General features: G+C 74.5%; 24 protein-coding genes and 1 riboswitch. Of the genes, 8 read left to right on the forward strand and 16 right to left on the reverse strand.

Annotation, left to right across the window (positions count from 1 at the left end):
- Positions 1-57 precede the first annotated feature (57 nt).
- Entirely contained in the window at positions 58-1443 is a 1386-nt protein-coding gene (locus GCU69_RS18030; protein WP_156206617.1) for a peptidase C39 family protein, read from the reverse strand.
- Positions 1444-1810: 367 nt separating this feature from the next.
- On the opposite strand from GCU69_RS18030, the gene GCU69_RS18035 reads away from it, so the two are divergent.
- Positions 1811-2398, forward strand: coding sequence for a uridine kinase family protein (locus GCU69_RS18035; protein WP_098750780.1), 588 nt, complete (start codon positions 1811-1813; stop codon positions 2396-2398).
- Positions 2399-2880: 482 nt separating this feature from the next.
- Positions 2881-4797, forward strand: a complete 1917-nt coding sequence (locus GCU69_RS18040) for an AAA family ATPase (RefSeq protein WP_098750781.1) — start codon at positions 2881-2883, stop codon at positions 4795-4797.
- Positions 4798-4913: 116 nt separating this feature from the next.
- Here GCU69_RS18040 and GCU69_RS18045 read toward each other — a convergent pair whose 3' ends face one another.
- From GCU69_RS18045 to GCU69_RS18095, 11 genes are all read right to left on the reverse strand, one after another.
- Complete coding sequence (locus GCU69_RS18045) at positions 4914-6086, reverse strand: hemolysin family protein (RefSeq protein WP_156206618.1); 1173 nt, start codon at positions 6084-6086, stop codon at positions 4914-4916.
- Positions 6083-7537, reverse strand: a complete 1455-nt coding sequence (locus tag GCU69_RS18050; RefSeq protein WP_156206619.1) for a hemolysin family protein — start codon at positions 7535-7537, stop codon at positions 6083-6085. The genes GCU69_RS18045 and GCU69_RS18050 overlap by 4 nt, the downstream gene beginning before the upstream one ends.
- Positions 7538-8011: 474 nt before the next feature.
- Positions 8012-8500 (reverse strand): PH domain-containing protein, encoded by a 489-nt coding sequence (locus tag GCU69_RS18055; RefSeq protein ID WP_235978544.1) that lies wholly within the window; start codon positions 8498-8500, stop codon positions 8012-8014.
- Between the two features lie 70 nt (positions 8501-8570).
- Positions 8571-9419, reverse strand: a complete 849-nt coding sequence (hisG, locus tag GCU69_RS18060) for an ATP phosphoribosyltransferase (protein ID WP_098750784.1) — start codon at positions 9417-9419, stop codon at positions 8571-8573.
- 101 nt (positions 9420-9520) lie between these two features.
- A complete protein-coding gene (locus GCU69_RS18065) occupies positions 9521-9793 on the reverse strand; it encodes a phosphoribosyl-ATP diphosphatase (RefSeq protein WP_098750785.1) in 273 nt (90 codons plus the stop codon).
- 114 nt (positions 9794-9907) lie between these two features.
- On the reverse strand, positions 9908-10393 hold the full coding sequence (gene ribH, locus GCU69_RS18070; RefSeq protein WP_098750786.1) for a 6,7-dimethyl-8-ribityllumazine synthase: 486 nt from the start codon (positions 10391-10393) through the stop codon (positions 9908-9910).
- Between the two features lie 45 nt (positions 10394-10438).
- The gene (locus GCU69_RS18075; protein ID WP_098750787.1) at positions 10439-11719 is read right to left on the reverse strand and encodes a bifunctional 3,4-dihydroxy-2-butanone-4-phosphate synthase/GTP cyclohydrolase II; all 1281 of its coding nucleotides are present in this window, start codon (positions 11717-11719) and stop codon (positions 10439-10441) included.
- A complete protein-coding gene (locus GCU69_RS18080; RefSeq protein ID WP_098750788.1) occupies positions 11716-12369 on the reverse strand; it encodes a nicotinamide mononucleotide transporter family protein in 654 nt (217 codons plus the stop codon). Before GCU69_RS18080 ends, GCU69_RS18075 begins: the two co-directional genes overlap by 4 nt.
- Positions 12366-13010, reverse strand: coding sequence for a riboflavin synthase (locus GCU69_RS18085; protein WP_098750789.1), 645 nt, complete (start codon positions 13008-13010; stop codon positions 12366-12368). The genes GCU69_RS18080 and GCU69_RS18085 overlap by 4 nt, the downstream gene beginning before the upstream one ends.
- 1 nt (position 13011) lies before the next feature.
- Positions 13012-14124, reverse strand: a complete 1113-nt coding sequence (gene ribD / locus GCU69_RS18090) for a bifunctional diaminohydroxyphosphoribosylaminopyrimidine deaminase/5-amino-6-(5-phosphoribosylamino)uracil reductase RibD (RefSeq protein WP_098750796.1) — start codon at positions 14122-14124, stop codon at positions 13012-13014.
- A gap of 190 nt (positions 14125-14314) precedes the next feature.
- Positions 14315-14445: riboswitch (FMN riboswitch) on the reverse strand.
- Positions 14446-14672: 227 nt separating this feature from the next.
- A complete protein-coding gene (locus GCU69_RS18095) occupies positions 14673-15071 on the reverse strand; it encodes an ATP-binding protein (RefSeq protein WP_098750790.1) in 399 nt (132 codons plus the stop codon).
- A 166-nt stretch (positions 15072-15237) separates the two neighbouring features.
- Here GCU69_RS18095 and GCU69_RS18100 point away from each other — a divergent pair, with 166 nt between their 5' ends.
- The gene (locus tag GCU69_RS18100; RefSeq protein WP_098750791.1) at positions 15238-16047 is read left to right on the forward strand and encodes a helix-turn-helix domain-containing protein; all 810 of its coding nucleotides are present in this window, start codon (positions 15238-15240) and stop codon (positions 16045-16047) included.
- Complete coding sequence (locus GCU69_RS18105; RefSeq protein ID WP_098750792.1) at positions 16044-16262, forward strand: DUF397 domain-containing protein; 219 nt, start codon at positions 16044-16046, stop codon at positions 16260-16262. Before GCU69_RS18100 ends, GCU69_RS18105 begins: the two co-directional genes overlap by 4 nt.
- Before the next feature lie 183 nt (positions 16263-16445).
- Here the strand turns inward: GCU69_RS18105 and GCU69_RS18110 are convergent, their stop codons facing one another.
- Complete coding sequence (locus GCU69_RS18110; RefSeq protein ID WP_156206620.1) at positions 16446-17945, reverse strand: uracil-xanthine permease family protein; 1500 nt, start codon at positions 17943-17945, stop codon at positions 16446-16448.
- A 146-nt stretch (positions 17946-18091) separates the two neighbouring features.
- Between GCU69_RS18110 and GCU69_RS18115 the strand changes: the two genes are divergently transcribed.
- The 4 genes from GCU69_RS18115 (at position 18092) to GCU69_RS18135 (ending at position 23074) form a co-directional block, all read left to right on the forward strand.
- Entirely contained in the window at positions 18092-18313 is a 222-nt protein-coding gene (locus GCU69_RS18115) for a hypothetical protein (RefSeq protein WP_156206621.1), read from the forward strand.
- 965 nt (positions 18314-19278) lie between these two features.
- Positions 19279-21213 (forward strand): ABC-F family ATP-binding cassette domain-containing protein, encoded by a 1935-nt coding sequence (locus GCU69_RS33855; protein ID WP_235978548.1) that lies wholly within the window; start codon positions 19279-19281, stop codon positions 21211-21213.
- A gap of 127 nt (positions 21214-21340) precedes the next feature.
- Positions 21341-22036: a DUF5995 family protein gene (locus tag GCU69_RS18130; RefSeq protein ID WP_156206622.1), complete on the forward strand. Its 696-nt coding sequence runs from the start codon at positions 21341-21343 to the stop codon at positions 22034-22036.
- A 108-nt stretch (positions 22037-22144) separates the two neighbouring features.
- The gene (locus GCU69_RS18135; RefSeq protein ID WP_098750874.1) at positions 22145-23074 is read left to right on the forward strand and encodes an LLM class F420-dependent oxidoreductase; all 930 of its coding nucleotides are present in this window, start codon (positions 22145-22147) and stop codon (positions 23072-23074) included.
- Between the two features lie 192 nt (positions 23075-23266).
- On the opposite strand, the gene GCU69_RS18140 is transcribed toward GCU69_RS18135, so the two are convergent.
- From GCU69_RS18140 to GCU69_RS18150, 3 genes are all read right to left on the reverse strand, one after another.
- Positions 23267-25003, reverse strand: coding sequence for a flavin monoamine oxidase family protein (locus GCU69_RS18140; RefSeq protein WP_098750875.1), 1737 nt, complete (start codon positions 25001-25003; stop codon positions 23267-23269).
- 128 nt (positions 25004-25131) lie between these two features.
- Positions 25132-25935, reverse strand: a complete 804-nt coding sequence (locus GCU69_RS18145) for a carbon-nitrogen hydrolase family protein (RefSeq protein ID WP_156206623.1) — start codon at positions 25933-25935, stop codon at positions 25132-25134.
- A 301-nt stretch (positions 25936-26236) separates the two neighbouring features.
- Positions 26237-26692 (reverse strand): Lrp/AsnC family transcriptional regulator, encoded by a 456-nt coding sequence (locus GCU69_RS18150; RefSeq protein ID WP_098750877.1) that lies wholly within the window; start codon positions 26690-26692, stop codon positions 26237-26239.
- Positions 26693-26809 lie beyond the last annotated feature (117 nt).

A 26809-nucleotide genomic window follows, 5' to 3' on the forward strand; every position in this document is an offset into this window, starting at 1 on the left:
GGTCACCGTCCGGCGGTACGCCGCCCGCGCGGGGGCGGGCGCAAGCGGGGCGCGCCGTCAGCAGACGCCCAGTTCCTTCAGCACCCGGCGCTGCTTGGGCGAGGGCTTCGCGGGCCAGTAGATGTAGCAGATCCCGCCCGTGCCGCCGCTGACCTTGCCCTCCGCGTTGTAGCGCTTGGTGCGGAGCCAGATGTTTTCAAACTGCCGACGCTTGTAGACGTGGCGCACCGCGTCGTTGCTGTCGCTCGCCGGGTCGTTGGCGATCACGTCGCCGTCCTCGGTGAAGCCGATGACACACATCAGGTGCCCCGCCGTCCCGTAGCCCGCTCCGTCCAATTCCTCTTCGAGGAACGACTGGGACGTTATGAACGGGATTCCGGCGGCGATCAGCTTCTCGGCGTCGTTCAGGGAGCCGAGCCGGGTGACGATGCCCTGCATGCCGTCGTACGTCGCGGCGTAGGCGGCGTTGAAGGACCAGTTGCCGCAGCCCTCGTACTGGTAGTCGTACGTATAGCGGGCGGCGTGGCAGACCTGCGGGTCGGCGAAGTCCGGATTGACCCAGGCCAGGTCGTCCGCGGTCGGCTTGCGGCCCCAGTACTCGATGATCATCTGCGAGGAGGTGGGGCTGCACCAGGCCTCGCCGCCGTTGTCGTACTCCGGGTACTGGCCGATGTGGGTGTTCTGCGAATAGCGCGGCACCGTCAGCTCGTGTCCGGCGCCCGGGCCGGGCTCCGAGGCCGGGACGGTGAAGCGGTCCGGGATGTCGGAGGCCATCGCGCCCAGCCGCCAGACCTTCGGGGTGGCGTCGCTGCCCGGCTTCCGGTACAGAGTGAGCCGCAACCGGTACGAGGCCAGGCGCAGCCCGCTGCCCGTGTCGTCGATCGCGAAGGTGTCGGTCCAGACACTGCTCCTGTCGTCCGACTGGTCGTCGACGGAGGTGCGGCGCATGTCGCCGTCGCCCGCGGCCCAGCGGCCCATCACGTACCACGGGGTGTCGCCGCCGTCGGTGTACGTGCCCCGCAGTTCCACCTGGAGCCAGGTGCCCGCCGGGGTGTGGGCGTTCCAGGAGGTGACGACTTCGCTCGCCGGGGTGTCGAGGTTCCGCACCGGCCCCGTCCAGGTCGCGTACTCCCAGGTGGCCTTCTTGCCCGTGTGCGGGTCGGTGTAGTCGGTGGTGCCCGCCGGGGTGCCGATGACGACGCCCGCGCGGTCGCCGGAGACGACGCGGACACCGCGGGCCGCGCCCGTCCGCCACTGTGCCGGGGTGCTCCAGCCCTGGTAGTCCACCCGGTCGACCCCCCTCTGCGACGTGGCCGCCGGGCGGCCGGTGCGGCGGTGCGCGTCCGGCGCGGCGAGCGCCGCGGGTGCGGCGGCCGCGCTCGCCGCAGCGGCTGTCGCGATCGCGGCGGTCAGTACGGTGCGCCGGGAAGCGGGTCTGGTCATGGCGGGACTCCCCCGATCGGTGGGACTGACAGGGCTGCGGGTGACACCGCGGCGGTGACCGGCGGGGTCGCCACCGGGAGACAACTATCTCGGTCAGCATGCCCCGCGGCCAGGGTTCTCGTACGCCCGGCGCGATGATTATTGGTCGATACCACTGACATGGAGCACGGGGAACGGGCGCCGCCCGCAACCGTGCCGGGCGGTGTCGCCCGCGCGACGCGGCGCCGGGCCCGCCTCCGGACCGGGCGCACCCCCGGACCGGGCGCACCTCCAGTCCGGGCCCGCCTCCGGACCGGGTCACCTCCCGGCCCGGCCCGCCTCCCGACCGGGCGCGGCCGCGGAGCCCTCCGGCCGTACCGTTGGACGGATGGACACCTCCGGTCTCGCCCCGCTCGCCGCCCGGCTGCGCGCCCTGCCGCCGTCGTGCGGCCCCGTGCGGCTGGTCGGGCTGGACGGGCACGCCGGTTCCGGCAAGAGCACGCTGGCCGCCGGGCTGGCGGAGGCGCTCGGCGGCGCGCCGGTGCTGCATCTGGACGATCTGGCCACGCACGACGAGCTGTTCGGCTGGACCGGGCGGCTGGCCGAGGAGGTGATCGCGCCTCTCAGCCGCGGCCGGACCGCACGGTACGGCGTCTACGACTGGCACCGCCGCCGGTTCACCGCGCGGCGCGAACTGCCGCCCGAGCCGGTGGTGCTGGTCGAGGGCGTGGGCGCCGGGAGGCGTGCCGTGCGGCCGTGGCTCGCGCTGCTGCTGTGGCTGGAGGTGCCCGCCGGCACGGCCTGGGAGCGCGGACGGCGGCGCGACGGCCCGGAGCTGTCCGAGTTCTGGAACGGCTGGATCCGGACGGAGCGCGCGCACTTCGCGAACGACCCCTCGCGCGCCCATGCTCAGGTCCTGGTACGGCAGGTGCCAGAGGGATTTGTGTGGCTGCCGGGGCCCGCCGAGGCCGAATGAGAACCCTCCTCCTTCACCGACCGTAACCGGCCGCGGTCGATGCGCAATCCAGCGCCGGTGGAGCGCTCACGGGTCTCCGAACTTCGCTTGACCTGGGGGCCGTACAGGTCTTACGTTCTTATTGAGCGGTCGTCAGAAACCGCCCGCAGACGCGAAGCCCCCGGTTGTTCCCCCGTGATCGGGGGCTTCGTTCTGCTCCGGAAACGCCCACCACGCCGCATTTCGGGCACAGCCGGCCGCCGATGGATCACTCTCCGTCACCGCCGTTTCCCGCCCTCCGCAAGCCCCTTTGAAGCCCGCCTTCCGCTCGCGCACGCCGTCCCACCTGCGCGCGGCCCCTTCGGCTGCCACCCCCTGCGCGGGTACGATGCCGTACGGGAGGATGTGGCAACTTCCGTCCACAGCGCGGCGGTTCATACTGGCTGCGGTCCGGCGCCCGCCCGGCCGCCGCCACGGGGGCACGGTAGTGGGGGACGGACGTGATGGACTTCGGCGGTCAGGGCCGGGACGCCCCGGCCGAACTGGCGTGGCTGCGCGCCGTCGACGCGTACACCATGGGCGCGTACGCCCAGGCCGAGGAGGAGTTCCGGTCCGCCGTGCGGGACGACCCCGGCATGGCCGACGCCTGGCTCGGGCTGCACGCCCTGCGCGTCGACCCGACGACCGCTCTGCTGCGGATGTACCGGCACCGCGACCGCTTCGGTGAGCAGCGCGCCCGGCACCGCCGCAAGCTGAACTCCTGGTACTGGCTGGGCTGGTGGGTGCAGCCCGTGCTGGAGAGCCCCCGCGATCTGCTGCTGGCCCACGCCTCGCACTGGCTGGACGGCCGGCACGTACCGGAACTGGACCGCGCGCTCGCGGCCTGCCCGCCCGTCGACGCAGACCCGCAGGTGCGCTTCCTGCACGCCTGCCGCGCCTATCTGGTCAAGGACTGGGAGCGGCTCGTCCGGCACACCGAACCGCTGCTGGAGGACCCGCTGCTCGGCATCGAGGCGGGCCTCTTCGGCGGCATGGCACGCGTCCGGCTGGAGATGTACGGGCAGGCCGAGCCGCTGCTGTCCGCGGCGCTCATGCGCTGCCGCAGCGAGCAGCCGCAGCGCAAGGAGTTGCGCTACTGGCTGGCCCGCGCGCACGAGGGCACCGGCCGCAGCGCGGCGGCCCTCCCCCTCTACCGGGCCGTGCACCGGGTCGACCCGGCGTTCATGGACACCGCCGCCCGGCTGGCGGCGATAGCCGACGGGGACGGGCTCGACACGGGGGACCTGGCCGTGGTCTCCCTCGCCGGAGCCGGCGGCCCGGACCCGCTGGACGCGACCGCCGACCCGGACCCGCTCCTCCCCGACGCGCCGCCCGACGGCCGCGACCAGCCGGTGTATCCCGCCCCCGACGGCCTGCCCGGCGCCGGCGGGCTGCTCCCGGGCACCGCGCCCGTCGACGCCGACGGCATACGCGAGAAGGCCGTCATCCCGGTCCAGCCGTCCGTACCGCGGCTGCCGGACGGTCCGCCCGATCCGGTGCTGCTGGCGGAGGCCCTGGACGAACTGGAGCGCATGGTGGGCCTGGAGCCCGTCAAGCGGCAGGTACGGGCCCTGTCCGCGCAGCTCCACATGGCGCGGCTGCGGGCGGGCGAGGGCCTGCCGGTGCAGCCCCCGAAGCGGCATTTCGTCTTCTCCGGCCCGTCCGGTACGGGCAAGACCACCGTCGCCCGCATCCTCGGCCGGGTCTTCTACGCGCTCGGGCTGCTCGGCGGCGACCACCTGGTGGAGGCGCAACGGGCGGACCTGGTCGGCGAATTCCTCGGCCAGACCGCCGTCAAGGCCAACGAACTCATCGACTCGGCGCTCGGCGGGGTGCTCTTCGTGGACGAGGCGTACAGCCTCGCGGGCACGGGTTACAGCAAGGGTGACGCGTACGGCGACGAGGCCCTCCAGGTGCTGCTGAAGCGAGCCGAGGACAACCGCGACCGGCTCGTCGTCATCCTGGCGGGCTATCCGGAGGGCATGGACCGGCTGCTCACCGCCAATCCGGGGCTCGGCTCCCGTTTCACGACCCGCGTCGACTTCCCCAGCTACCGGCCGCTGGAACTGACCCGGATCGGGGAGGTGCTGGCCGCGGAGAACGGCGACTGCTGGGACGAGGAGGCCGTGGACGAGCTGCGCAGCATCAGCGGCCATGTGGTCGACCAGGGCTGGATCGACGAGCTGGGCAACGGCCGCTTTCTGCGCACCCTGTACGAGAAGAGCTGCGCCTACCGCGACCTGCGGCTCTCCGGTTACAGCGGTACCCCGAGCCGTGAGGATCTGGCGACGCTGCGGCTGCCGGACCTGATGCAGGCGTACGGCGAGGTGCTGTCGGGCCGGGGCCCGATGGACCCCGGCCCGCCCGATCCGCTGACCTGACTCCCCCGCCCCCGGCCGCACCGTCACGCGGGCGCGGGCAGGCGGCGCGGGCACGCGGCCTCGCTCGCCGTCGTCACAGCGGTCGCGTTCGGCACGGGCACGAGGCGGCCCGGGGGTCAGCCCACCGGCGCCCGCGGCCTCCGTTCCCGGGGCGGCAGCTCCGGCTCCGGGCGCGGCCCGGAGACCCGGCCGCCGTCCCGCTCCGGCGCCCCCGCGGCGGAATCCGCCGCGGCGGCGCCGCCCGCCACGGACCGGTGCGCCGGGTCGTGCGCCTCACCGACCAGCCGTTGCAGGACGTCCTCCAGCGTGACCAGCCCCAGCACCCGCCCCGACGCGTCGGCGACCTGGGCGAGATGCGTCGCCGCGCGCCGCATCGCGGTCAGCGCGTCGTCGAGCGGGAGGCCGGCGGGCAGTGTCGTCATCGGCCGCAGCACCCGCTCCGGCAGCGCGGTGTCGGCCTCGTCCCGTTCCAATACGTCCTTGACGTGCAGATAGCCGGTGAACCCGGAGGCGTCCGCCCCGTCCCCGGCGCGCACCGGGAAGCGGGAGAAGCCCGTCCGTACGGTCAGCTCCTCGATCTCCCGGGGCGTCACCCGCGGGCCCACCGTGACCAGCCCCGCCGGGTCGAGCAGGACCTCGGTCACGGGGCGGCTGCCCAGTCCCAGCGCGTCCGCGAGCCGTTCCCGGTCGCCGCGGCCGAGGAGTCCGGCCTCGCTCGAGTCCACGACGAGACGGCCCAGCTGCTCCCGGGTGTACACCGCTTCGACCTCGTCCTTCGGCTCCACCCGGAACAGCCCGAGCACCACCCGGGCACAGGCACCGAAAAAGGCCGTCACCGGCCGGCAGGGCCGGGCGAAGGCGACGAGCGCCGGAGCGAGCAGCAGCGCGGTGCGCTCCGGCGCGGCCATCGCGAGGTTCTTCGGCACCATCTCGCCGATCACCAGGTGCAGGGCCACGACCGCGGCGAGCGCGATCGCGTAACCCAGCGGGTGGACGACGGCGTCCGGCAGCCGCGCGGCGTGGAAGACGGGTTCCAGCAGCCCGGCCACGGTCGGCTCGGCGACGGCGCCGAGCGTCAGCGAGCAGACGGTGATGCCGAACTGGGCGGCGGCCATCATCTGCGGGAGGTTCTCCAGCCCGTGCAGCACGGTACGGGCGCGTGCGGAGCCCCCGGCCGCGAGCGGCTCGATCTGGCTGCGCCGGACGGAGACCAGCGCGAACTCGGCGCCCACGAAGAAGCCGTTGCCCAGCACCAGGAGTGCGGCGAACAGCAGTTGCAGCAGGCTCATCGCGCGCCCGCCTCCACCCGGTCCCCGGCGCACCGGGAACCGCCGTCCGCGCGCCGGTCACCGGCCTCCCGCCCGGTGTCCGCCCCGGGAGCACCGTCCCGGTCAGCGCCGCGGGGGCCGCCGGGCACACCCGCGGGCCGGTGCGCGGCAGCCGTCCGTACCAGGCGGACCCGCTCCGCGCGGTGGTGCGCCACCTCGCACACCACCAGCCGCCAGCCGGGCAGCCCGGCCGTGTCCCCCGGTTCCGGGATGCGGCCGAGGAGACCGGCGACGAGCCCGGCGACCGTCTCGTACGGTCCGTCCGGCGCGTCGAGGCCGATGCGGCGGAGCGCGTCCAGCCGGCAGCCGCCGTCGGCGTCCCACGCGGGATGCCCGTGCTCGCCGGGCGCCGGGGCCAGCTCCGGCCGGTCGGCGCCGTCGTGTTCGTCGCGCACCGCGCCGACCAGTTCCTCGACGATGTCCTCCAGCGTCACGACACCGGCGGTGCCGCCGTACTCGTCGACGACGACGGCGATCGGCTGCTCGCCGCGGAGCCGCTCCAGCAGCGGCTGGACGGGCAGTGTTCCCGGTACGAGCAGCGGCGGCACGGCGACCCGCCCGACCGGGGTGCGCAGCCGCTCCCCCGCCGGCACGGCGAGCGCGTCCTTCAGGTGCACCATGCCGACGACCTCGTCCAGCCGGCCGCGGTGCACCGGGAAACGGGAGAGCCCGGTGGCGCGGGTGAGGTTCAGGACGTCCTCGGCGGTCGCGGAGGACTCCAGGGCGCTCACCCGGACCCGGGGCGTCATGACGTGCTGTGCCGTCAGTTCGCCCAGCGCCAGGGTGCGGACGAAGAGGTCGGCGGTGTCCTGTTCCAGGGCACCGGCCCGCGCGGAGTGCCGGGCGAGGGAGACGAGTTCGCCGCGGGTGCGGGCGGAGGCGAGTTCGTCGGCGGGCTCCACTCCGGCGGCCCGGACGAGCCGGTTGGCGAGGCCGTTGAGCAGGGCGATGACGGGCCGGAAGAAGCGGGAGAAGGCGTGCTGCGGTCCGGCCACGAAACGGGCGACCTGGAGCGGGCGGGACACCGCCCAGTTCTTGGGCACGAGTTCGCCGATGACCATCTGGACGGCGGAGGCGGTGACCACGCCGATCACGAGGGCGGCGCCCGGCACGGCGCCCGCGGGAAGCCCGGTCGCGGCGAGGGGCCCGGCCAGCAGCCGGGCCAGCGCGGGTTCGGCGAGCATGCCGACGACCAGTGAGGTGAGGGTGATGCCGAGCTGGGTGCCGGAGAGCTGGAAGGACAGCTCGCGCAGCGAGGCGACGACGGTACGGGCCCGGCGGTCGCCGTCGGCCGCGGCGCGCTCGGCCTCCGGGCGGTCGACGGTCACGAGGCCGAACTCGGCGGCCACGAAGAACCCGTTGGCGAGGACGAGTAGCAGGGCCGCGGCGAGCAGGAGAAGAGGGACGATCATGCCGCCGCCTCCGGGGAGGTGGCGGCGCGGGTACTACAGGACGAACCGTCCATCGGTGGAGGGATTCACTCCTTGCGGTGGCAGGTCCCCGCGGGGACGCGCGCACGCGCGGGGCCCGGTCGGTGCGGGGCGGGGCGCCGGTGCGCCGCCTGGCAGACAGAGTAATCACTGCCACTCGGCCTGCGAAGGCTCCCGGACCCGCGACGCGCCCGCCCGCGCGCCCCGCGTCGAGCCGTTCGCGGCCTCACCGCGCGCGTCGGGCTACGGCGGGCGCGGGCGTCACGGCGGGGCGCGGGCGTTGGGCTACGGGGGACGCGGGCGTCACGGCGGGCACTGGAGCACGGCGGGCGCTGGGCCACGGCGGGCGCGGGTGTCACGGGGCACGTAGTCGCGGCGGGTGTGGCATCACGCCGTGACGCCGTCATCACGGGCGCGGCGGCGGTGCCGCCCTCGTGGCGACGGCGTGAGGGCGTCTCAGCCGTCGGCCGGGCTGGTGCCGTGCCGCTCGGCGAGATCGCGCAGCGCGCGGGCGTCGGCCAGGGCGTGTTCCCGGGCCAGCCCGGGCTGGATGCCCATGGCGGGCAGCTGGGTGCCGTCGGCGAGGTCGAGCTGCACCCACGGGTCGCCGGGGCGGAGGTTGACCCGGACGACCTCGGCCCATTCCAGCCGGCGCACGGTCGTCAGGTTGACCACGGTGATCCCGGTGCTGTCGGCGTCCACCCGCGGACGGCTGAGCAGGGCCAGCACGGCGAGGAAGAGCAGTCCGGTGGCGACGAAGGACACGCGCTCGCCGCCGCCGAGCGAGGGCAGCGCCAGCGCGATCACGGTCAGCGTGACGAGGAGAGCGGTCCCGCAGGCGAGCAGGATCACCCGGGTGCGGGTCGGCCGGAAGGTGACGGGCAGCTCGGTGCGGCCGTCCGGTCCCGGCCGGCCGGATCCCGTACCGGGGGTGGAGGAGGACACGGTGTCGGTCTCCCGTGGATCGGGCCGCGCGGCGCCCGGTCGGCGGACCGGTGCCGCGCGGGCGGCTGCGTCAGAGGCGGCAGGCGTGGATGCCGGTGGTGAGGATCGCCCGGGCGCCGAGGTCGTACAGCTCGTCCATGATGCGCTGGGCGTCCCGGGACGGGACCATCGAGCGGACCGCGACCCAGCCCTCGTGGTGCAGCGGCGAGACGGTCGGGGACTCCAGGCCGGGCGTGAGCGAGACGGCCCGCTCGACGTGCTCGACGCGGATGTCGTAGTCCATCATCACGTAGCGGCGGGCCACCAGTACGCCCTGCATGCGGCGGAGGAACTGGCGCACCTTCGCGTCCTCGGTGCCCTCGCCGGTGCGCCGGATGACGACCGCCTCGGACTCCAGGATCGGCTCGCCGATGATCTCCAGTCCGGCGTTGCGGAGCGTCGTGCCGGTCTCCACGACATCGGCGATGATCTCCGCCACACCGAGCTGGATGGCGGTCTCGACGGCCCCGTCGAGGCGGACGACGGAGGCGTCCACGCCGTTCTCCCCGAGGTGCTTGGCGACCAGCCCGGCGAAGGACGTGGCGACGGTCATGCCGCCGAACTCGGAGACGTCCTTGGCGGTGCCGGGTCGGGTGGCGTAGCGGAAGGTGGACCCGGCGAAGCCGAGCTGGAGGATCTCCTCAGCGTCGGCGCCGGAGTCCAGCAGCAGGTCACGGCCGGTGATGCCGATGTCGAGGCGGCCGGAGCCGACGTAGACGGCGATGTCGCGCGGGCGGAGGAAGAAGAACTCGACCTCGTTGTCGTTGTCGACGAGCACCAGCTCGCGGCGGTCCTTGCGCTGCTTGTAGCCGGCCTCATGGAGCATCGCCGACGCAGGCTCGGAGAGAGAACCCTTGTTGGGGACGGCGATGCGCAGCATGAGGACGTTTCCTTCGCTTCTTCGGTGAGTTCGGTGAGTTCGGTGAGTTCGGCGGGAGGTGGTGAGCGGGTCGTGCGCGGCGGCCGCGGGAGGGCGGCGGCTCAGAGGTGAGCGTATACGTCGTCGAGGGTGATCCCCCGGGCGACCATCATGACCTGGAGGTGGTAGAGGAGCTGCGAGATCTCCTCGGCGGTGCGGTCCTCGCCCTCGTGCTCGGCGGCCATCCACACCTCGGCCGCCTCCTCGACGACCTTCTTGCCGATGGTGTGCACGCCGGCCGCCACGAGTTCGGCGGTGCGGGAGGTGGCGGGGTCGCCGGTGGCCGCCTTGTTCCGGAGCTCGGTGAACAGCTCCTCGAATGTCTTGTTCGCCATGGTGGGTACAACTTACCGGTTCCGCCGCCGTCCGGGACGGGCGGCTCAGACTGCGGACACCCGCCCGGGCCCGGGCACCGGCCCGCGGCCCGGACGGGCCGCGGGCGGCACGGCTCAGCGCCAGGGCTCGGCGACGCCGCGCAGCGTGGTCGCGGTGGCGACGGCCGCGGTGACGGCCTCGTGGCCCTTGTCCTCGCGGGAGTCCGCCAGCCCGGCCCGGTCCAGCGCCTGCTCCTCGGTGTCGCAGGTCAGGACGCCGAACCCGACCGGGACTCCGGTGTCGACGGAGACCTGGGTGAGGCCCTGGGTGACGCCCTGGCAGACGTACTCGAAGTGCGGGGTGCCGCCGCGGATGACGACGCCGAGCGCGACGATCGCGTCGTAGCCGCGGTCGGCGAGGACCTTGGCGACGACCGGCAGCTCGAAGCTGCCCGGCACCCGCAGCAGGGTCGGCTCGTCGATGCCCAGCTCGCGCAGGGCCCGCAGCGCGCCGTCGACCAGGCCCCCCATCACCTTCTCGTGCCACTGCGCGGCGATCACGGCCACACGCAGGTCTCCGCAGTTCTTCACGGACAGTTCGGGGGCGCCCTTACCGCTCACGTCTCTCCTCGTGCTCTTGTCTTCGCTTGCGCGTTCTCGGTCGTTCTACTGGTTGTGGCAGGCGGACGCGCGTTCGGCGTCCAGCCAGGGCAGGTCGTGCCCCATCCGGTCCCGCTTGGTGCGCAGATAGCGCAGGTTGTGCTCGCCCGCCTGGACGGGCACGGGCTCCCGGCCGGTGACCCGCAGCCCGTGCCGGAGCAGGGCGTCGGACTTCTCGGGGTTGTTCGTCAGCAGCCGGACGCTGCGGACGCCGAGGTCGGTGAGGATCTGCGCGCCCGCCGCGTAGTCGCGGGCGTCGGCGGGCAGGCCGAGTTCGAGGTTCGCGTCGAGGGTGTCCCGGCCGCGCTCCTGGAGCTCGTACGCGCGCAGCTTCGACATGAGCCCGATGCCGCGGCCCTCGTGGCCCCGGAGATAGAGCACGACGCCGCGGCCCTCCTCGGTGACCCGGGCCAGGGACGCCTGGAGCTGCGGACCGCAGTCGCAGCGCAGGGAGCCGAAGATGTCCCCGGTCAGGCACTCGGAGTGGACCCGGACGAGGACGTCCTCGCCGTCGCCGATGTCGCCCTGCACGAGCGCGATGTGCTCGACGCCGTCGGTGGTGGAGCGGTAGCCGTGCGCCCGGAAGTCGCCGAAGGCCGTGGGAAGCCGGGTCTCGGCCTCGCGGCGGACGGTCGGCTCGGCGGAGCGGCGGTACGCGACCAGGTCCTCGATGGAGATGATCGCCAGCCCGTGCTTGCGGGCGAAGGGCACCAGCTCCGGCAGCCGCATCATGGTGCCGTCCTCGGCGGCGATCTCGACGATGGCGGCGGCGGGCCGCAGCCCGGCGAGCCGCGCGAGGTCCACCCCGGCCTCGGTGTGGCCGTTGCGGGCCAGCACCCCGCCCGCCCTGGCGCGCAGCGGGAAGATGTGCCCGGGGCGGACGAAGTCGCCCGGGACGCTGTCGCCCGAGGCCAGCAGCCGCAGGGTCGCGGCGCGGTCGGCGGCGGAGATGCCGGTGGTGACGCCGTACGCGGCGGACGCGTCGACGGAGACGGTGAACGCCGTCCGCATCGACTCGGTGTTCTGCTGCACCATCTGCGGGAGGTCGAGCCGGTCGAGGTCGGCGCCGTCGAGCGGCGCGCAGATCAGCCCGCGGCACTCGGTCATCATGAAGGCGACGACCTCGGGCGTTGCCTTCTCGGCGGCGATGACGAGGTCGCCCTCGTTCTCCCGGTCCGCGTCGTCGACGACGATGACGGGGCGGCCCGCGGCGATGTCGCCGATGGCGCGTTCCACCGGGTCGAGGGTGAGGTCGTCGAGATGCCAGTCGTGTGCGCCGACGGTCATGCCGTGGCTCCTTCCAGGACGGGCCCCGCGTCGAGACGGGTGCGAAGCCACCAGTCGCGCAGGCCCCACAGGACGAGCACGAGATAGATGACGTAGACGAGGCCGGAGAAGGCCAGTCCGCTGCTGAAGGCGAGCGGCACGCCGACGAGGTCGACGAGCAGCCAGGCGAACCAGAACTCGACGAGCCCCCGGGCCTGGGCGACCATCGCCGCGAGGGTGCCGGTGAAGATGTAGGCGTCCGGCCAGGGGTTCCAGGACAGCGAGGGGACGAGGGTGAACAGCCCGCCGACGGCGAGCGTCCCCGCGGCCGTGCCCGCCGCGAGCAGTCCGCGCTCGCGCCAGGTCGCGAACCGCACGGCGATGCTGCCGTCCTGCGCCTTGCGGCTGCCGAGCCGCCACTGCCGCCAGCCCCACAGCGCGACGCCGATGACCAGCAGTTGCTTGCCCACGCCGCCGGACAGCTGCGCCGAGGCGTAGGCGACGACGAGCACCAGCCCGGACAGCAGTTGCGCCGGCCAGGTCCATATGGAGCGGCGCCAGCCCAGCGCGAGGGCGAGCAGGCCGATCGTGTTGCCGATCATGTCGGACCAGATGACGTGCTGTCCGAAGGCGTGGAAGGCGGTGCCGTCCAGCCAGTCCACGGCGCTCACTTGGCGGCCTCCGCGGTGTGCGCGCCGGCGCCGAGCAGCCGCTCGACGTACTTGGCGAGGACGTCGACCTCGAGGTTGACCGGGTCGCCCGGCTGCTTGATGCCGAGCGTGGTCAGGCCGAGGGTGGTGGGGATGAGGCTGACGGTGAAGGAGTCGCCGGCCGCCTCGACGACGGTGAGGCTGACCCCGTCGACCGTGATCGAGCCCTTCTCCACGACGTAGCGGGCGAGCCCGGGCGGCAGTGTGATCCGTACGATCTCCCACTGCTCGCCGGGGATCCGCTCGGAGATGACGCCGGTTCCGTCGACGTGTCCCTGCACGAGGTGGCCGCCGAGCCGGCCGCCGAGGGCCATGGGGCGCTCCAGGTTGACACGGCTGCCGGGGACGAGGCTGCCGAGGACGGAGCGGTTCAGGGTCTCGGCCATCACGTCGGCGGTGAACTCGCCGCGGGCGGTGTCGGTGACGGTCAGGCAGACCCCGTTGACGGCGATGGAGTCGCCGTGCCCGGCGTCCTCGGTGACCAGCGGGCCGCGCAGCCGCAGCCGGGCCGCTCCGCCGGGCTGCGGCTGCGGGCCGCCGTCCCCGTCGATGTGCTCGACGGCGACGACCTCGCCCAGTTCTTCGACGATTCCGGTGAACACGTCAGCTCTCCTCGGAGGCGGGTGCGGTGGCGGGTGGGGCGGGGAGTACGGGTACGGCGGTGAGGCGCAGATCCGGGCCGATGCGGTCGGCGCCGGTCACACGGAGCCGCAACGCCTCGGCGATCGTGCCGATTCCGGCGTCGGCCAGGACGTGCGGCCCGGCACCGAGCAGCGCGGGCGCCAGATAGCCGACGACCTGGTCGACGGCGCGGGCCGCGACGAAGGCTCCGGCGAGCGTCGGCCCGCCCTCCAGCAGCACCGAGCGCACATCGCGCTCGTACAGGCCGCGCAGCAGGGCGGGGATGGAGAGCCCGGTGCCGCCGGGTGCGCGCGGCAGCCGGACGACCGGGGCGAGGCCCTCGATGCGGGACGCGTCGGCGTCCTCGGCGACGGCGATCAGGGTGGGCGCGCTGCCGTCCAGCACCCTGGCGCCGGGTTTGACGGCGGAGGCGCTGCTGTCGACCACGACACGCAGCGGCTGGGTGATCTCGCTGTCCAGCAGCGCCGCGTCGCGGGCGCCGAGGTGCGGGTCGTCGGTGCGGGCCGTGCCGGAGCCGACGACGACGGCGTCGGCCTCGGCGCGCAGCCGGTGCACGTCGGCGCGGGACCCGGGCGAGGTGATCCAGCGGCTGGTCCCGTCGGCGGCCGCGCTCCGGCCGTCGAGCGTCGCGGCGTACTTCCACCGGACGAAGGGCCGGCCGCGGCGTACGGAGGTGAGCCAGGCGATGTTGCCCTCCTCGGCCTCCTCCGCGAGCAGCCCGCCCTCGACGTCGATCCCGGCGGCGGCGAGCGTGGCGGCGCCCCCGGCCGCCTCGGCGTTCGGGTCGGCGACGGCGTAGACGACGCGGGAGACTCCGGCGTCGACCAGCGCCCGGGCGCAGGGGCCGGTGCGGCCGGTGTGGGCGCAGGGTTCGAGGGTGACGAGCGCGGTGCCGCCGCGGGCCCGTTCCCCCGCCTCGCGCAGGGCGTGCACCTCGGCGTGCGGGCCGCCGGCCCGCAGGTGGCTGCCCTCGCCGGCGGTCGCGCCGGAGGCGTCGAGGATCACGCAGCCGACGGCCGGGTTGGGGCTGGTGGAGCCGAGTCCGCGGGCCGCGAGCGCGATGGCGCGCCGCATGGCCGTGATCTCGGCCGTGGCTGCCGCTTGGGGGGCCACCGGGTCCTCCTGCCTCTACGGGCGGACTCCGGGGCTGTCGAGATGACAGGACGGGCGCGGCACAGCGGGGCGACGGGGCCGGGCCGTACGGCTCGCCCCTCACAGGAGGGTGGCCGGACCGCCGGGCGGCGGCGCACCGGTGCTCTGCCCGCCGCGCACTGCCTCCCATCCGGACTTTAACCGTCGGTCCAGGAATTTCACCTGGTCAACCGGCCGCTGGCTGCGGCCGGGTCGCGGACTTTAACCGCCGGTTCGGACTTTCACCGACCCCGGAGTGCGCTGACGTCACTGGTACGCGTCCAGTGTGCCACGCCGACGGGGCCGCCATACGGGTGGTTCCTGTGGGCTCACTCACGTCGGGTGGGGCGCCCGCTGCCGTCCGTGAGCCCCCGGACGGGCGCGCGGCGCCGCCCCGACCGGACCGGGAGCCGGGCGGGAACGGCCCCCGGAAGGCCGGCGTCCGCCCGGCTCCCGGCGCCCCTCGGGCCGCCGGCGGTCCGTACCCCGGCTCAGCCGGTGACCAGCTCGCACCACACCGTCTTGCCGCCTCCGGGCAGCAGCCGGTGCCCCCATTCCTTGCTCAGCGCGGCCACGATCGTCAGGCCCCGCCCGCTCTCCGCCGACTCCTCCGGCGCCACGGCGACGGGCGGGCGGCCGCTGCTGTCGGACACCCGCAGGTGCAGCAGCGGTCCGTCCCGCTCCAACTCCAGCGCGAGCGGCTCTCCACCGCCGCCCGAGCCGTGCTGCACCGCGTTGGTGACCAGCTCGCTCACCAACAGCTCCGCGACCGTGCGGGTGTCCTCGGGGACCCGCCAGGCGGACAGTGCCGTACGGGTGTGCCGGCGGGCGAGTGCCGGGGCGGAGTCGGTCGCGGATAGTTCGAAGCGTGAGGAATGTCCGGAGGCCACGTGTCGAGCCTGACCCCGTACGGCTACGCTCGACTACGGGGAGTCACCCAACCGCTGCGCTGTTGGATTCCGCACGGTGCTTCCCGCACGGAGAACCGGACCACCGACCAACCGGACCAACCGGCCTGAAGACCGGAAGACCGGAAGACCGGAAGAGGGGACGCCCGTGGTCGCACCGCGAGAGCTCGACCCGACCTCGTCGGTGCTCGCCTTCTTCGGCAGCGAGCTGCGCCGTCACCGCACGGCCGCCGGTCTGAGCCAGGACCGTCTGGGTGAGGTCGTCAACTACACCGGCTCGCTGGTCGGCCAGGTCGAGACCGCCCGCCGCAGCCCCAGCCGCGACTTCGCCGAACGGGTCGACGCCGCCCTCGGCACCGACGGCGCGCTCAGCCGGCTCTGGCCGCTGGTCAACCGGGACAGCCACCCCGCCTGGTTCCGGGGCTACGTCCAGCTGGAGAAGTCCGCCACCGGCATCCGTTCCTTCCAGCCGCAGGTGGTGCACGGGCTGCTCCAGACGGAGGGCTACGCCCGCGCGCTGCTCTCCACGCTCAAGCCGGACGACCTCGCGGACCGTCTCGCGGCCCGGCTGGAGCGGCAGCGCATCCTGGACCAGAACAAGCCGCCCCGGCTCTGGGTGATCCTCGACGAGGCCGTGCTCCGCCGCACCGTCGGCGGCCCCGACGTGCAGCGGGGCCAGCTGGCGCACCTCGTGGCCATGGCCGCCCGCTCCCGGGTCGTCCTCCAGGTGCTCCCGTTCTCGGCCGGGGCCCACCCGGGGGTGGACGGGGCGCTGACCCTGCTGTCCTTCACGGACGAGCAGGACGTCGCGTACTGCGAGGGGTACGGCAGCAGCCAGCTCATCGACTCCGCTCCGGAAGTCGAGGAATGTGACTTCCGATACGATCTTGTCCGCGCGGCTGCGCTGTCGCCCGACGCCTCGGTCGGCATGATCGTGACGGTGATGGAGGAACTATGAGGAAGACTCCGGAGTCGGCAGGCTCGGCAGGCGCCTCGTGGCGCAAGTCCAGTCACAGCGGCGCGCAGGGCGGCGAATGCGTGGAGATCGCCGTCTCGGGGGCGCCCGCGGCCCGGGTGGCCGTGCGGGACTCCAAGGATCCGGACGGCCCGCGGCTCACGGTGGGCTCGGCGGCGTGGGCCGACTTCCTGCGCTTCGCGGCCCCGCGGGGCTGACGCTCCGCCCGCAGCGGACCGCCCCGGCCCGGCACGCGCCACCGGCGGCAGGACACCGGCTCGGGACGGCCGGGCACGGCTGTACATGCGGATGTACGTACAGCGGTACGTGCGCCGTGCGGCCGCACATGCGTCCCGGCACGGCACGGCGGGGACGCCGCGGGGGGCCGCCGCCCGGTCCGGTCAGTCCCTGCCGGCGCGCCGGCCGCCGTTCCCGCCCGGTCCCTTCCCGCCCGGCTCGCTGCCGTCCGTGCCGTCGCTGTGGGGAGCCGCCCCCTCATCGTGGGAGGCGGCCGCTTCTCGGGAGGCGGCCCCGTTCTCGTACGAGGTGGTGCCCGCGTCGAGCAGCGGCTCCTGGGTCTTCAGGTGCGCCGGGGCCAGGGCGCGAAGCACATGGAAGCCGCTCAGCACGACGACGGTGCCGAGCGCGATGCCGCTCAGCTCGAAATTGTCGCTGATCTTCAGGCTGACGCCGCCGACGCCGATGATGATGCCCGCCGACACCGGCACGAGGTTGAGCGGGTTGCGCAGGTCGACCTTGTTGTGCACCCAGATCTGCGCGCCGAGCAGGCCGATCATGCCGTACAGGATGACGGTGATGCCGCCGAGGACACCGCCGGGGATCGCGGCCACGACGGCGCCGAACTTGGGGCAGAGGCCGAACAGCAGGGCGAAACAGGCCGCGGCCCAGTAGGCGGCGGTGGAGTAGACACGGGTCGCCGCCATGACGCCGATGTTCTCGGAGTACGTGGTGGTGGCCGGGCCGCCGACCGCTGTCGACAGCACGGTGCCCACGCCGTCCGCGGCGACGGCCGTGCCGAGCTGGTCGTCGAGCGGGTCACCGGTCATCTCGCCGACGGCCTTCACATGCCCGGCGTTCTCGGCGATGAGCGCGATCACCACCGGCAGCGCGACGAGCACCGCGGACCACTCGAAGGCCGGGGCGTGCAGCGACGGCAGCCCGATCCAGTCGGCCTCGCCGACCGCCGAGAGGTCGAGCCGCCAGTGGTCGACGGCCTCGGTGCCGCCGTTCACCGAGTGGATCTTCCCGAAGAGCAGATCGAAGAGCCAGGAGATGCCGTAGCCGAAGACCAGCCCGAGGAAGATCGCGACGCGGGACCAGAAGCCGCGCAGGCAGACCACGGCGAGTCCGGTGAACAGCATCGTGAGCAGAGCGGTCCACTGGTCCTGCGGCCAGTAGGTGGAGGCCGTGACCGGCGCGAGGTTGAAGCCGATCAGCATCACCACGGCGCCCGTGACCACCGGCGGCATCGCCGCGTGGATCACCCGTGCCCCGAACTTCCGCACCACCAGCCCGCTGAGGAAGAGCGCGACGCCGACCACCAGGATCGCGCCGGTGATCTCGGCGGCCCCGCCTCCCTGCGCCCGGATCACGGCGGCGACGCCGACGAAGGAGAGGCTGCACCCGAGGTAGCTGGGCACCCGGCCCCGGGTCGCGAGCAGGAAGACCATGGTCGCGACGCCGGACATCATGATGGCCAGGTTCGGGTCGAGGCCCATCAGCACCGGTGCCACGAAGGAGGCACCGAACATGGCGACCACGTGCTGCGCGCCCAGCCCTGCCGTGCGCGGCCACGACAGCCGTTCATCCGGCCGGACGACGGCTCCGGGCGCGGGGACCCGCCCGTCCCCGTGCAGTCTCCAGCCCAAGCCGAGGCCCATGAGTGCTCCGTTTCCGCTGTTGCGAGCGACCAAATCCCGCCAATGTTAATGGGCGGTAGCCCGGGCCCTCGGCCCGGGCGGACCGGGGGGCACACCGGCGGCGTGCCGACGTGCGCGGCGGCCGCCGCAGCAGCACGCTGGAACGCATGAACGAACAACCGCCGGTCGTCGTGCACCCGCCCGACGGGTCGGGCCGACGCCGGGTCGGGATACGCGGCCAGGACGTCGGCTCCGCCACCGGGCCGCGCGACCTGCTGGAGTTCCTGCGCCGGGCCGGGCTCGACCCCGACCAGATCGCCCTCGACGACCCCGCCCTGATCCGCTGGCGCGGCGGCGGCCCGGACGACTGGCCCGGCTCCCCGGGCTGACTCCCGTCCTGCCGGGCCGGAACCGTCGCATCCGCCCGGGCCGGAAGCGTCAACCGGGTCGTTCCGGCCGCGGAAATGCGGATGCCGGGCCGGGGAGGCTCTTGTTACCCTCGCTCCATGGCCAGCTGGTACTACTTCGTCTGATTCCGCCTCCCGGGAGCCCCGGACCGTCTCCCGCCCGCCGCTTCCGCGGCCGCGGCGACGTTCCGTGAACCGCTCCGGGGACGGCCGGTCCGCCGCGCGACAGCACCGCCGCGGGCCCATCACCTCGGGTGCGCCCCTGTACCGACGCCACCGGCGCTCCGCCGGCTGCCGCCGCCCGGGCTGCCCGCCGTCCCCGGCGCCCCGCTCCCTCTCGGTGTACCAGCGACCCCACTCCCGAGACGGCGGAATCCACCGTGCGCCAGCACCCTCGTCACGCCCCTGCCTCCGGCACGGCCGGCAGGACCACACCGACCCACCCGGCCGACCCGGGCCACCCTGCCGACGCGACCACCCCGGCGGCCCCGGCCACCGGCGCCCCGGCACCAACCACCCCGGCGGCCCCGGACCCGGACAAGTCCGGTTTCGGCCACCCCACCACGGGCGACCCTGCCCCGGGCGGCCCCACCCCGGGTGATACCGACTTCGGCCGCCGCGCCCCTATCAGGCCCGAGCAGATCGCCGACGCGGCGGACGAGCCCGGCCCGGGCGACCGCCACCCCACCCCGGGCAGCCCCACCAAGGCCGGCCCCACCCCGGACAAGCCCGGTTTCGGCCACCCCACCACGGGCGACCCCACCCCGGGCGATTCCGGCTCCGGCTTCGCCCGCCGCGCCCCGGACCAGCCCACCCCGGGCGACTCCACCCGGGGCCACTCCGGCTTCGCCCGCCGCACGCCGGATCAGCCCGCCCCGGACCAGTCCGCCCCGGACGACACCGGCTTCCGCAACCCGGCCGCGGGCGAGCCGGACGCCGGGGCCGGCATGCCCCCGGCGTCCGGTGCCTTCCAGCTCGTCCTCGACGACGTCGTCCGCGCACCCGGCGGCCGGCCGCTGCTCGACGGCGTACGGCAGACCGCCGCGCCCGGCGAACGCATCGGCGTCATCGGCGAGAACGGCTCCGGCAAGTCGACCCTGCTGCGACTGCTCGCGGGAACCGAGGCCTCCGACGGCGGGCAGATCCTCGTCCGCTCCCCCGGTGGCACCGGCCATCTGCCGCAGACCCCCGACCTGCCGCCCGGCGGCACCGTCCAGGACGCCGTCGACCGGGCGCTGGCCGGTCTGCGCCGGCTGGAGGCCCTGCTCCGGCAGACCGAACGGGCGCTCGCGGACGCGTCTCCCGGGGAACTCGACGTTCTGCTGGCCCGGTACGGCGATCTGCTCGACGCCTTCGAGGCGCGCGACGGCTACGCGGCCGACGCCCGCGTCGACGCCGCCCTGCACGGCCTCGGCCTGGGCGCCGTCGAACGGCACCGCCCCCTGGGCACGCTGTCCGGCGGCGAACAGGCCCGGCTCGGCCTCGCCTGTCTGCTCGCCGCCTCCCCTCAGCTGATGCTGCTCGACGAGCCGACGAACCACCTCGACAACACCGCCCTGGACTGGCTGGAGGAACGGCTCCGTTCCCACCGCGGCACCCTCCTCGTCGTCTCCCACGACCGGCTCTTCCTCGAACGCGTCGCGACCGCCCTCTGGGAGGTCCACGCCGACCGCCGCACCGTCGTCCGGCACGGCGGCGGCTACGCCGGGTATCTGCGGGCCAAGGCCGCCGCCCGGCACCGCTGGGAGCAGCGGTACCGGGAGTGGACGGAGGAGCTGACCCGGCACCGGGAACTGGCCCGGAGCGCCGCCGGGCGGCTCGCCTCCGGTGGGCACGGCGGCGCCGGTCACCCCAACCAGCGGCATCAGCGCACCGTCGAGAAGCAGATCTCCTCCCGGGTGCGCAACGCCGGCGAGCGGCTGCGCCGCCTGGAACGCGACGCCGTACCCCGGCCCCCGGAGCCCCTGCGCTTCACCGCACGCCTCCGGTCCGGCGGGAACCCCGGCGGCCACGACCCGGCGGGCGACGGCCCGGACGACGACGGCACGCACAACGGCGGCACGGGCGACAGCGGCCCGGGCGACGGCGGCACGTGCGGCGGCCCGGACGGCGGCACGGGCGGCGGCCCGGACCACGGCGGGAAGGCGCTCCACGGAGCGGACGGCGGCACGGACCGGAGCGGCAGGACACGCCCCGGATCAGGCGGCGGCACGGGTGGCGACGGAGCGCCCGGGGGCGGCCCGGGCGACCGCTCGGACACCGGCGGCACGGACAAAGACCCCGCGGGCCGCGGGCGCGACGGCGGACAAGTGCTCGCCGGGGCGTACGGCGTCCGGGTCGGCGGCCGGCTCGACGTACCGGAGTTCACCGTGCGGCCCGGCGAGCGCGTGCTGGTCACCGGGCCGAACGGGGCCGGCAAGAGCACCCTGCTGCACGTCCTCGCGGGCGCTCTCCGGCCGGATGCCGGCGAGGTGACCCGCCCCGCGCGCACCGGTCTGCTCGCCCAGGAGACCCGTCCGGGCCCGGGCCGCCGCAGCCTGCTCGAGGCGTACGCGGAGGGGCTTCCCGGGGAGCCCGCCGAGCACCGCGACGCGCTGCTCGGCCTCGGGCTGTTCCGCCCGGCCGACCTGGCCGCCCCCACCCCGGCGCTGTCCCCCGGCCAACTGCGCCGCCTGGCGCTCGCCCGGCTGCTCCGCGATCCGGTCGACCTGCTGCTGCTCGACGAGCCGACGAACCATCTGTCCCCGGCGCTGGTGGAGGACCTGGAGGAGGCGCTGTCCCACTTCCCGGGCGGGCTGGTCGTGGTCTCGCACGACCGGATGCTGCGGCGCCGCTTCACCGGCCGCCGAGTGGCTCTGCGGGCGGGCCGGATCGAGGGCTGAGGGCGCCGCCCGCCGGCCGGCCGCGCCGCCCGCGGCACTGCTCGGTCCGGGCGGCGTCGTTGGTCCGTTCCGGTGGTGACCGGCCCGTACCGCGGGAAGGGCCGCCCTGCCCTGCCACGCTGGCCGGATGACGACGACCGGACACCGCACGCGGCCGGAACGAAGCGGCGTGCGGCACGTGCTGGACCGGATGCGGAAGCTGGACGCGGAGCTGCCGGCGCACGACGGCCTCGCCGTGTTCAACCGGGTGTATCTGGCCGTCACCGAGGACATCGCCCGGCGGTCGGCGGCGGGCTGGTTCCGGGACCCGCCGGCCGCGACGGCGCTCGGCGTGCGGTTCGCCGGGCTCTACCTCGCGGCGGTGGACGCCGCCGAGGCGGGGCGGCGTACGGCGGCCTGCTGGCGGCCGCTGTTCCAGCTGCGGCGCCATCCCGGGGTGCGGCCGGTGCAGTTCGCGCTGGCTGGGATCAACGCGCACATCGGGCACGACCTGGCGGTGGCCGTCGTCTCCACCTGCACGGCTCTGGGCTGTGAGCCGGAGCGGCTGCGCGGCGACTACGACCGGATCGACACCGTCCTGCTCGACCTGGAGGAACGCGTACGGGAGGAGCTGATGCCGGGCCCCGACCTGCTGGAGGTCGCGGACCCGCTGACGCATCTGACCGGATCGTGGTGCCTGGCTCGGGCGCGCGACGGTGCCTGGGCCGCCTCGGAGGTCCTGTGGGCGCTGCGCGGCTCGGCCACGCTGCGCGAGGAGTTCCGGGAGGGCCTGGATGCGACGGTCGGCATGGCGGGCCGCTTCCTGCTGACTCCCCTCGGCTGACACGGCCGCCGTCCCGGGCCGGACGAGAGGCGGGGGGCGGGGGTGGGTGACGGGGGCTCCGTGGGCACGATGGGGGTGATCGAAACCCCTTGAGGAGACGGAGAGTTCATGAGCGTGAAACTGGGCCTGGGCCTGCCGCAGATGGCGCAGTACGACCTCACGCGCGATGTCGCGGACATCGCGCGGACCGCCGAGCGGACCGGGTACGACAGCCTCTGGGTGCTGGAGCGGGTGCTGGTGCCGCGCAAGCCCCGGGAGGGCCTGTACGGGGTGCCCGGGCTGGAGTGGCCCGACGTCTACCGGGGCGTCGCGGACCCGCTGACGGTGCTGACGCTCGCCGCCGCCGCGACGGACCGGGTCCGGCTCGCCGGCAGCGTCCTCGTCTCCGGGCTGCACGCGCCGTTCCCGCTCGCCCGTTCACTGGCGACGCTGGACGCGGCGAGCGGCGGCCGGGTGGTGGCGGGCTTCGGCACCGGCTGGTCCACGGACGAGTACCGGGCCGCGGGGGTCACCGAGTTCGCCCGGCGCGGGGCCCAGCTGGACGAGTTGCTCGACATATGCGCGGCCGTGTGGGGCCCGGACCCGGTGGCGTACGAGGGTTCGTACTCCTCGATCGCCCCGGCCGACGTCGGCCCCAAGCCCGCCCGGCCCATTCCGGTGTATCTGGCTGCCTCCGGCGGTCCCGCGCTCGCGCGGGTGGCACGGCGGGCGGACGGCTGGCTGCCCGTCGGCCTGACCGGACCGCAGCTCAGGGCTCAGCTGGCGGGGTTGCGGGAGCTGACCGCGGCACAGGGGCGCGACCCGGAGTCCCTGGGCGTCAGCCTGCGCGGCAACGTCCGCCTCGGCGAGCCGCTGCCCGAGGAGGGCCGCGCGCCGTTCACGGGCAGCACGGAGCAGATCGCCGGGGATGTCGCCGCGGTGGCGGAGGCGGGGGCGCAGGAGGTGCTGCTGGACGTGCAGTCCGGCTGCCGGGACGCGAAGGAGCTGGCCGACCGCGCGGAGGAGCTGTACTCGGCCGTACGGGCGGCGGGCGCCTGACCGGCAGTGCGCCCGTGCCCCGCGCGGGTGGCCGCGCCCGGCCGGCCCGGACCCATGCCCGGGGCCGGCCGGGCAGCCGGGCAGCCGGGCAGCCGGGCGGACGAACGACCGTCGGCGGCCCGGACAGCCGGCGGCCCACTGACAGCCGATCGTCCGGGCAGCCGATCGTCCGAGCAGCCGGCGGCCCGGCGGTCAGTCGTCCGGCAGTTCCACCGGCGCGATCTCGTCGTAGACGTCGCCGGGGCCCGGGTTGGCCGGGTCGGTGGCGCCGCCGAAGTGGTGCATGACGCCCCAGACCGCGTTGAGCGCGGTCTGCACGGCGCCCTCGGCCCAGCCCGCCGTCCACGAGATGTCGTCGCCCGCGAGGAAGAGGCCGCGCCGGTCCGCGGGGAGGCGGTCCTGCATGAAGTGGGTGAACAGCCGCCGCTGGTAGCGGTAGTGGCCCGGCAGGTTGGCCTTGAAGGCGCCCATGAAGTAGGGCTCGTTCTCCCAGGACACGGTGACCGGGTTGCCGATGATGTGCTTCCGGATGTCGACCTTCGGGTAGATCTCGCCGAGCGACTTGAGCATGACCTCCATCCGCTCGCCCGCGTCCAGCGGCAGCCACTTGAGGCTGTCGTCGCACCAGGTGTACGAGAGGCAGATGACCGCGGGCCGGTCCGGGCCGTTGTCGAGCAGATACGTGCCACGGGTCATGCGGTCGGTGAGCGTCATGCTCATCGTGTCGCGGCCGGTCGGCTCGCCCTTCTCGTCGACGGCCGGGTCGAGCCAGAACGGCCGGTCGACCGGCACGAACAGCTTGGACGACTCCATGTAGTGGGTGCGCTCGATCGCCGTCCAGTGGTCGATCGGGAAGAGCGCGTCATCACAGTCGATCTTGGACAGCAGCATCCAGCTCTGCGCGGTGAAGACCGCCGCGCGGTAGGTGCGGATGTCGCCGGTGGCGTCGGTGACAGTGACGCGGTTGCCCGCGGTGCGGTGCAGCCGGGTCACGGCGGGGCGCGGTTCGCCGCCCGGGTGCAGGGCCGCGAGGGAGGTGCCGTGCGGCCAGTGCACGGTCTTCTGCGGCTCGTGTTCCCAGAGCCGCAGCGGAAGCTGCTGGCTGCCGCCGACGATCCCGCGGTGGTCGTCGTCCGCGCCGGTGTAGACGACGCGGAGGATCTCCAGGATGGAGTTCGGGAAGTCGGTGTCCCAGCCCCCGGTGCCGAAGCCGACCTGGCCGAAGATCTCGCGGTGCCGGAACGACTTGAAGGCGGGCGAGTCGCAGAGGAACCCGTAGAAGGTCTGGTTGTCCAGCTTCTCCACGAGCCGGGACCAGATCTCGCGGATCCGGGGGATGTCGCGCTCGCGCAGGGCCCGCTGCATGCCGGAGAAGTCCGCGCCCTCCTCCAGACAGGCGTTCCAGGCGTGCATGACCTGCGTGTAGACCTCGGGGAGGTCGTCGAGGGTGCGCGCGTAGTGCGTCTCGCCCTTGAGGTCGACGACCGTGGAGGGGGTGTCGGGGGCGAGGGGGTTCGGGAACGGCTTCGTGGTCAGGCCGGCGAGGTCGACGTAGTGCTGGAAGGCGGTGGAGGACGGCGGGAAGCGCATGGCGCCCATCTCGGCCGTCAGGGCTCCCTCCTCGCCCTCGGCGGAGCAGCCGTCGAAGGTGACGGTGCGCAGCCGGCCACCGATCCGGTCGGCCTCGTAGAGGACGGGCCGGAGGCCCGTCTTCATCAGCTCGTACGCGGTGACGATGCCGGAGAGCCCGCCGCCGATGACCGCGACCTCGGTGCCGTGCTCGGTGGCGGGTATGTGGCCGAGGCCGGCGGGGTGGGCCAGGTAGTCGTCGTAGGCGAACGGGAAGTCCGGGCCGAACATCGTGATGGGCGGCGCGGCCTGGGCCTCGGCGTGCTGCTCGTCGTGGACGGCGGTGGGCACGGACGTCATGGGCGTCGGGTCTCCTACGGGGGTGTGCGGTGACGGGTGTGCGGTGACGGTTGCGCGGTCGGGCGGGCTGAGATCCCGGCCCGCCCGCGTTGGCCGGTGGCGTGCGGTGGACGCCGCCCGGGCCGGTCTCAGCTCCGGGCCAGGGAGCCGTACAGCTCGGGACGCCGGTCGTCCAGATAGGCCGTCTCGGCGCGGGACGCCACGACGACGGCCGGGTCGGCCTCGGTGACGAGCAGGTCCTCGGTCAGACCGGCCCGGGCCCGGACGGTGCCGTCCGGGGCGGCGAGGCAGCTGAGGCCGGCGAAGTGGAAGTCCCCCTCGGGGCCGCAGCGGTTGGCGTACGCGATGTGGAGTTGGCTCTCGTACGCGCGGGCCGGCAGGAGCGTGTGCGCGACGAACTCGTACGGGCGCATCAGCGCGGTGGGGACGAGCAGCAGTTCGGTGCCGGCCAGCGCGTGCGCCCGGACGTTCTCCGGGAACTCGACGTCGTAGCAGACGAGCAGGCCGAGCCGGGTGCCGTCGAGGACGGCCTGCACGACGGGGGTGTCGCCCGGGGTGAACCACCCCTGCTCGAAGTCCCCGAAGAGATGGGTCTTGCGGTAGCCGGCGAGCGTGCCGCCGTCGGGGCCGGTGAGCCGCACGGCGTTGTACAGGCGGTCCCCGTCCCGCTCCGGATATCCGCAGCCGATGGCGATGCCGTGCTCGGCCGCCGTCTTTGCGATCCGCTCGGCGGAGGGCCCGTCGGCGGGCTCGGCCAGCTCCGGCAGCGCGTCGCCGACGGCATAGCCGGTGAGGAACAGCTCGGGGGTGAGCAGCAGCCGGGCACCGGCGGCGGCGGCGCGGCGGGCGGCCTCGTCCAGGACCCGGAGGTTTCCCGGCACGTCACCGGGGCTTCCGGAACTCTGGAGCAGGGCGGTGCGCAGCGGCGGCATGGCGGTCCTCGGGAGGTACGAAAGGGGCGCTGGGGGGACGTATCGACGGTACGTTCGGCCGCAGTGGCCGGACAAGCCGCCTCCGTTGCCGCCGGGGCGCGATCCGTTGCGTACGGACACCGGAATACGGCGATTCGTTGCGCGGGAGCGGTCAGGGTGGTTGTGACGGACGTGCGGAGGTGCGGGACGTGCGCGACGAAGCCGGTCCGGGGACGTCGGTGCGGGGAGACCGGTGCGGGGAGACCGGTGCGGGGAGACCGGTACGAGGAGGCCGGGTGTCCGGAAGGCCGGGCCGCGGGTCTCAGCCGGGCGCGCCCGAGGAGTAGCGGCGCAGCAGCGGTGAGAGGACGAGGACGGACTTGGTGCGTTCGACGAACGGCTCGCCGGCGATCCGCTCCAGCACCTGCTCGAAGTGGCGCATGTCGGAGGCGAAAATCTGGGCGATGGCGTCCGCGTCACCCGTCACGGTCGACGCGGACGCCACCTCCGGGTAGCGCGCCAGGCCCCGGTGGATGGCGTCCGGTGAGGTGTGGCGGCGGCAGTATAGCTCGATGAAGCCCTCGGTCTCCCAGCCGAGCGCCACCGGGTCGACCCGGACGGTGAAGCCGGTGATGGCGCCTTCGGCGCGCAGCCGGTCGACGCGGCGTTTCACGGCGGGGGCGGACAGGCCGACCTCCGAGCCGATGTCGGCGTAGGAGCGTCGGGCGTCCGCGGCGAGGGCGTGGACGATGCGTTCGTCGAGGTCGTTCAGTCGCACGGCGGGTGGTTCGCTTCTCTGCTGGTACGGGCCTGACCGGGCGCGGCACGGCGGGCCGCACCCGCAGTAGAACACGGCCGCCGCGCCGGGCGCCGCCGGCCGCGGCCGGAGCCCTCC

Origin of the sequence: Streptomyces lycii (assembly GCF_009735685.1) — a bacterium.
Lineage (GTDB): Bacteria > Actinomycetota > Actinomycetes > Streptomycetales > Streptomycetaceae > Streptomyces > Streptomyces lycii.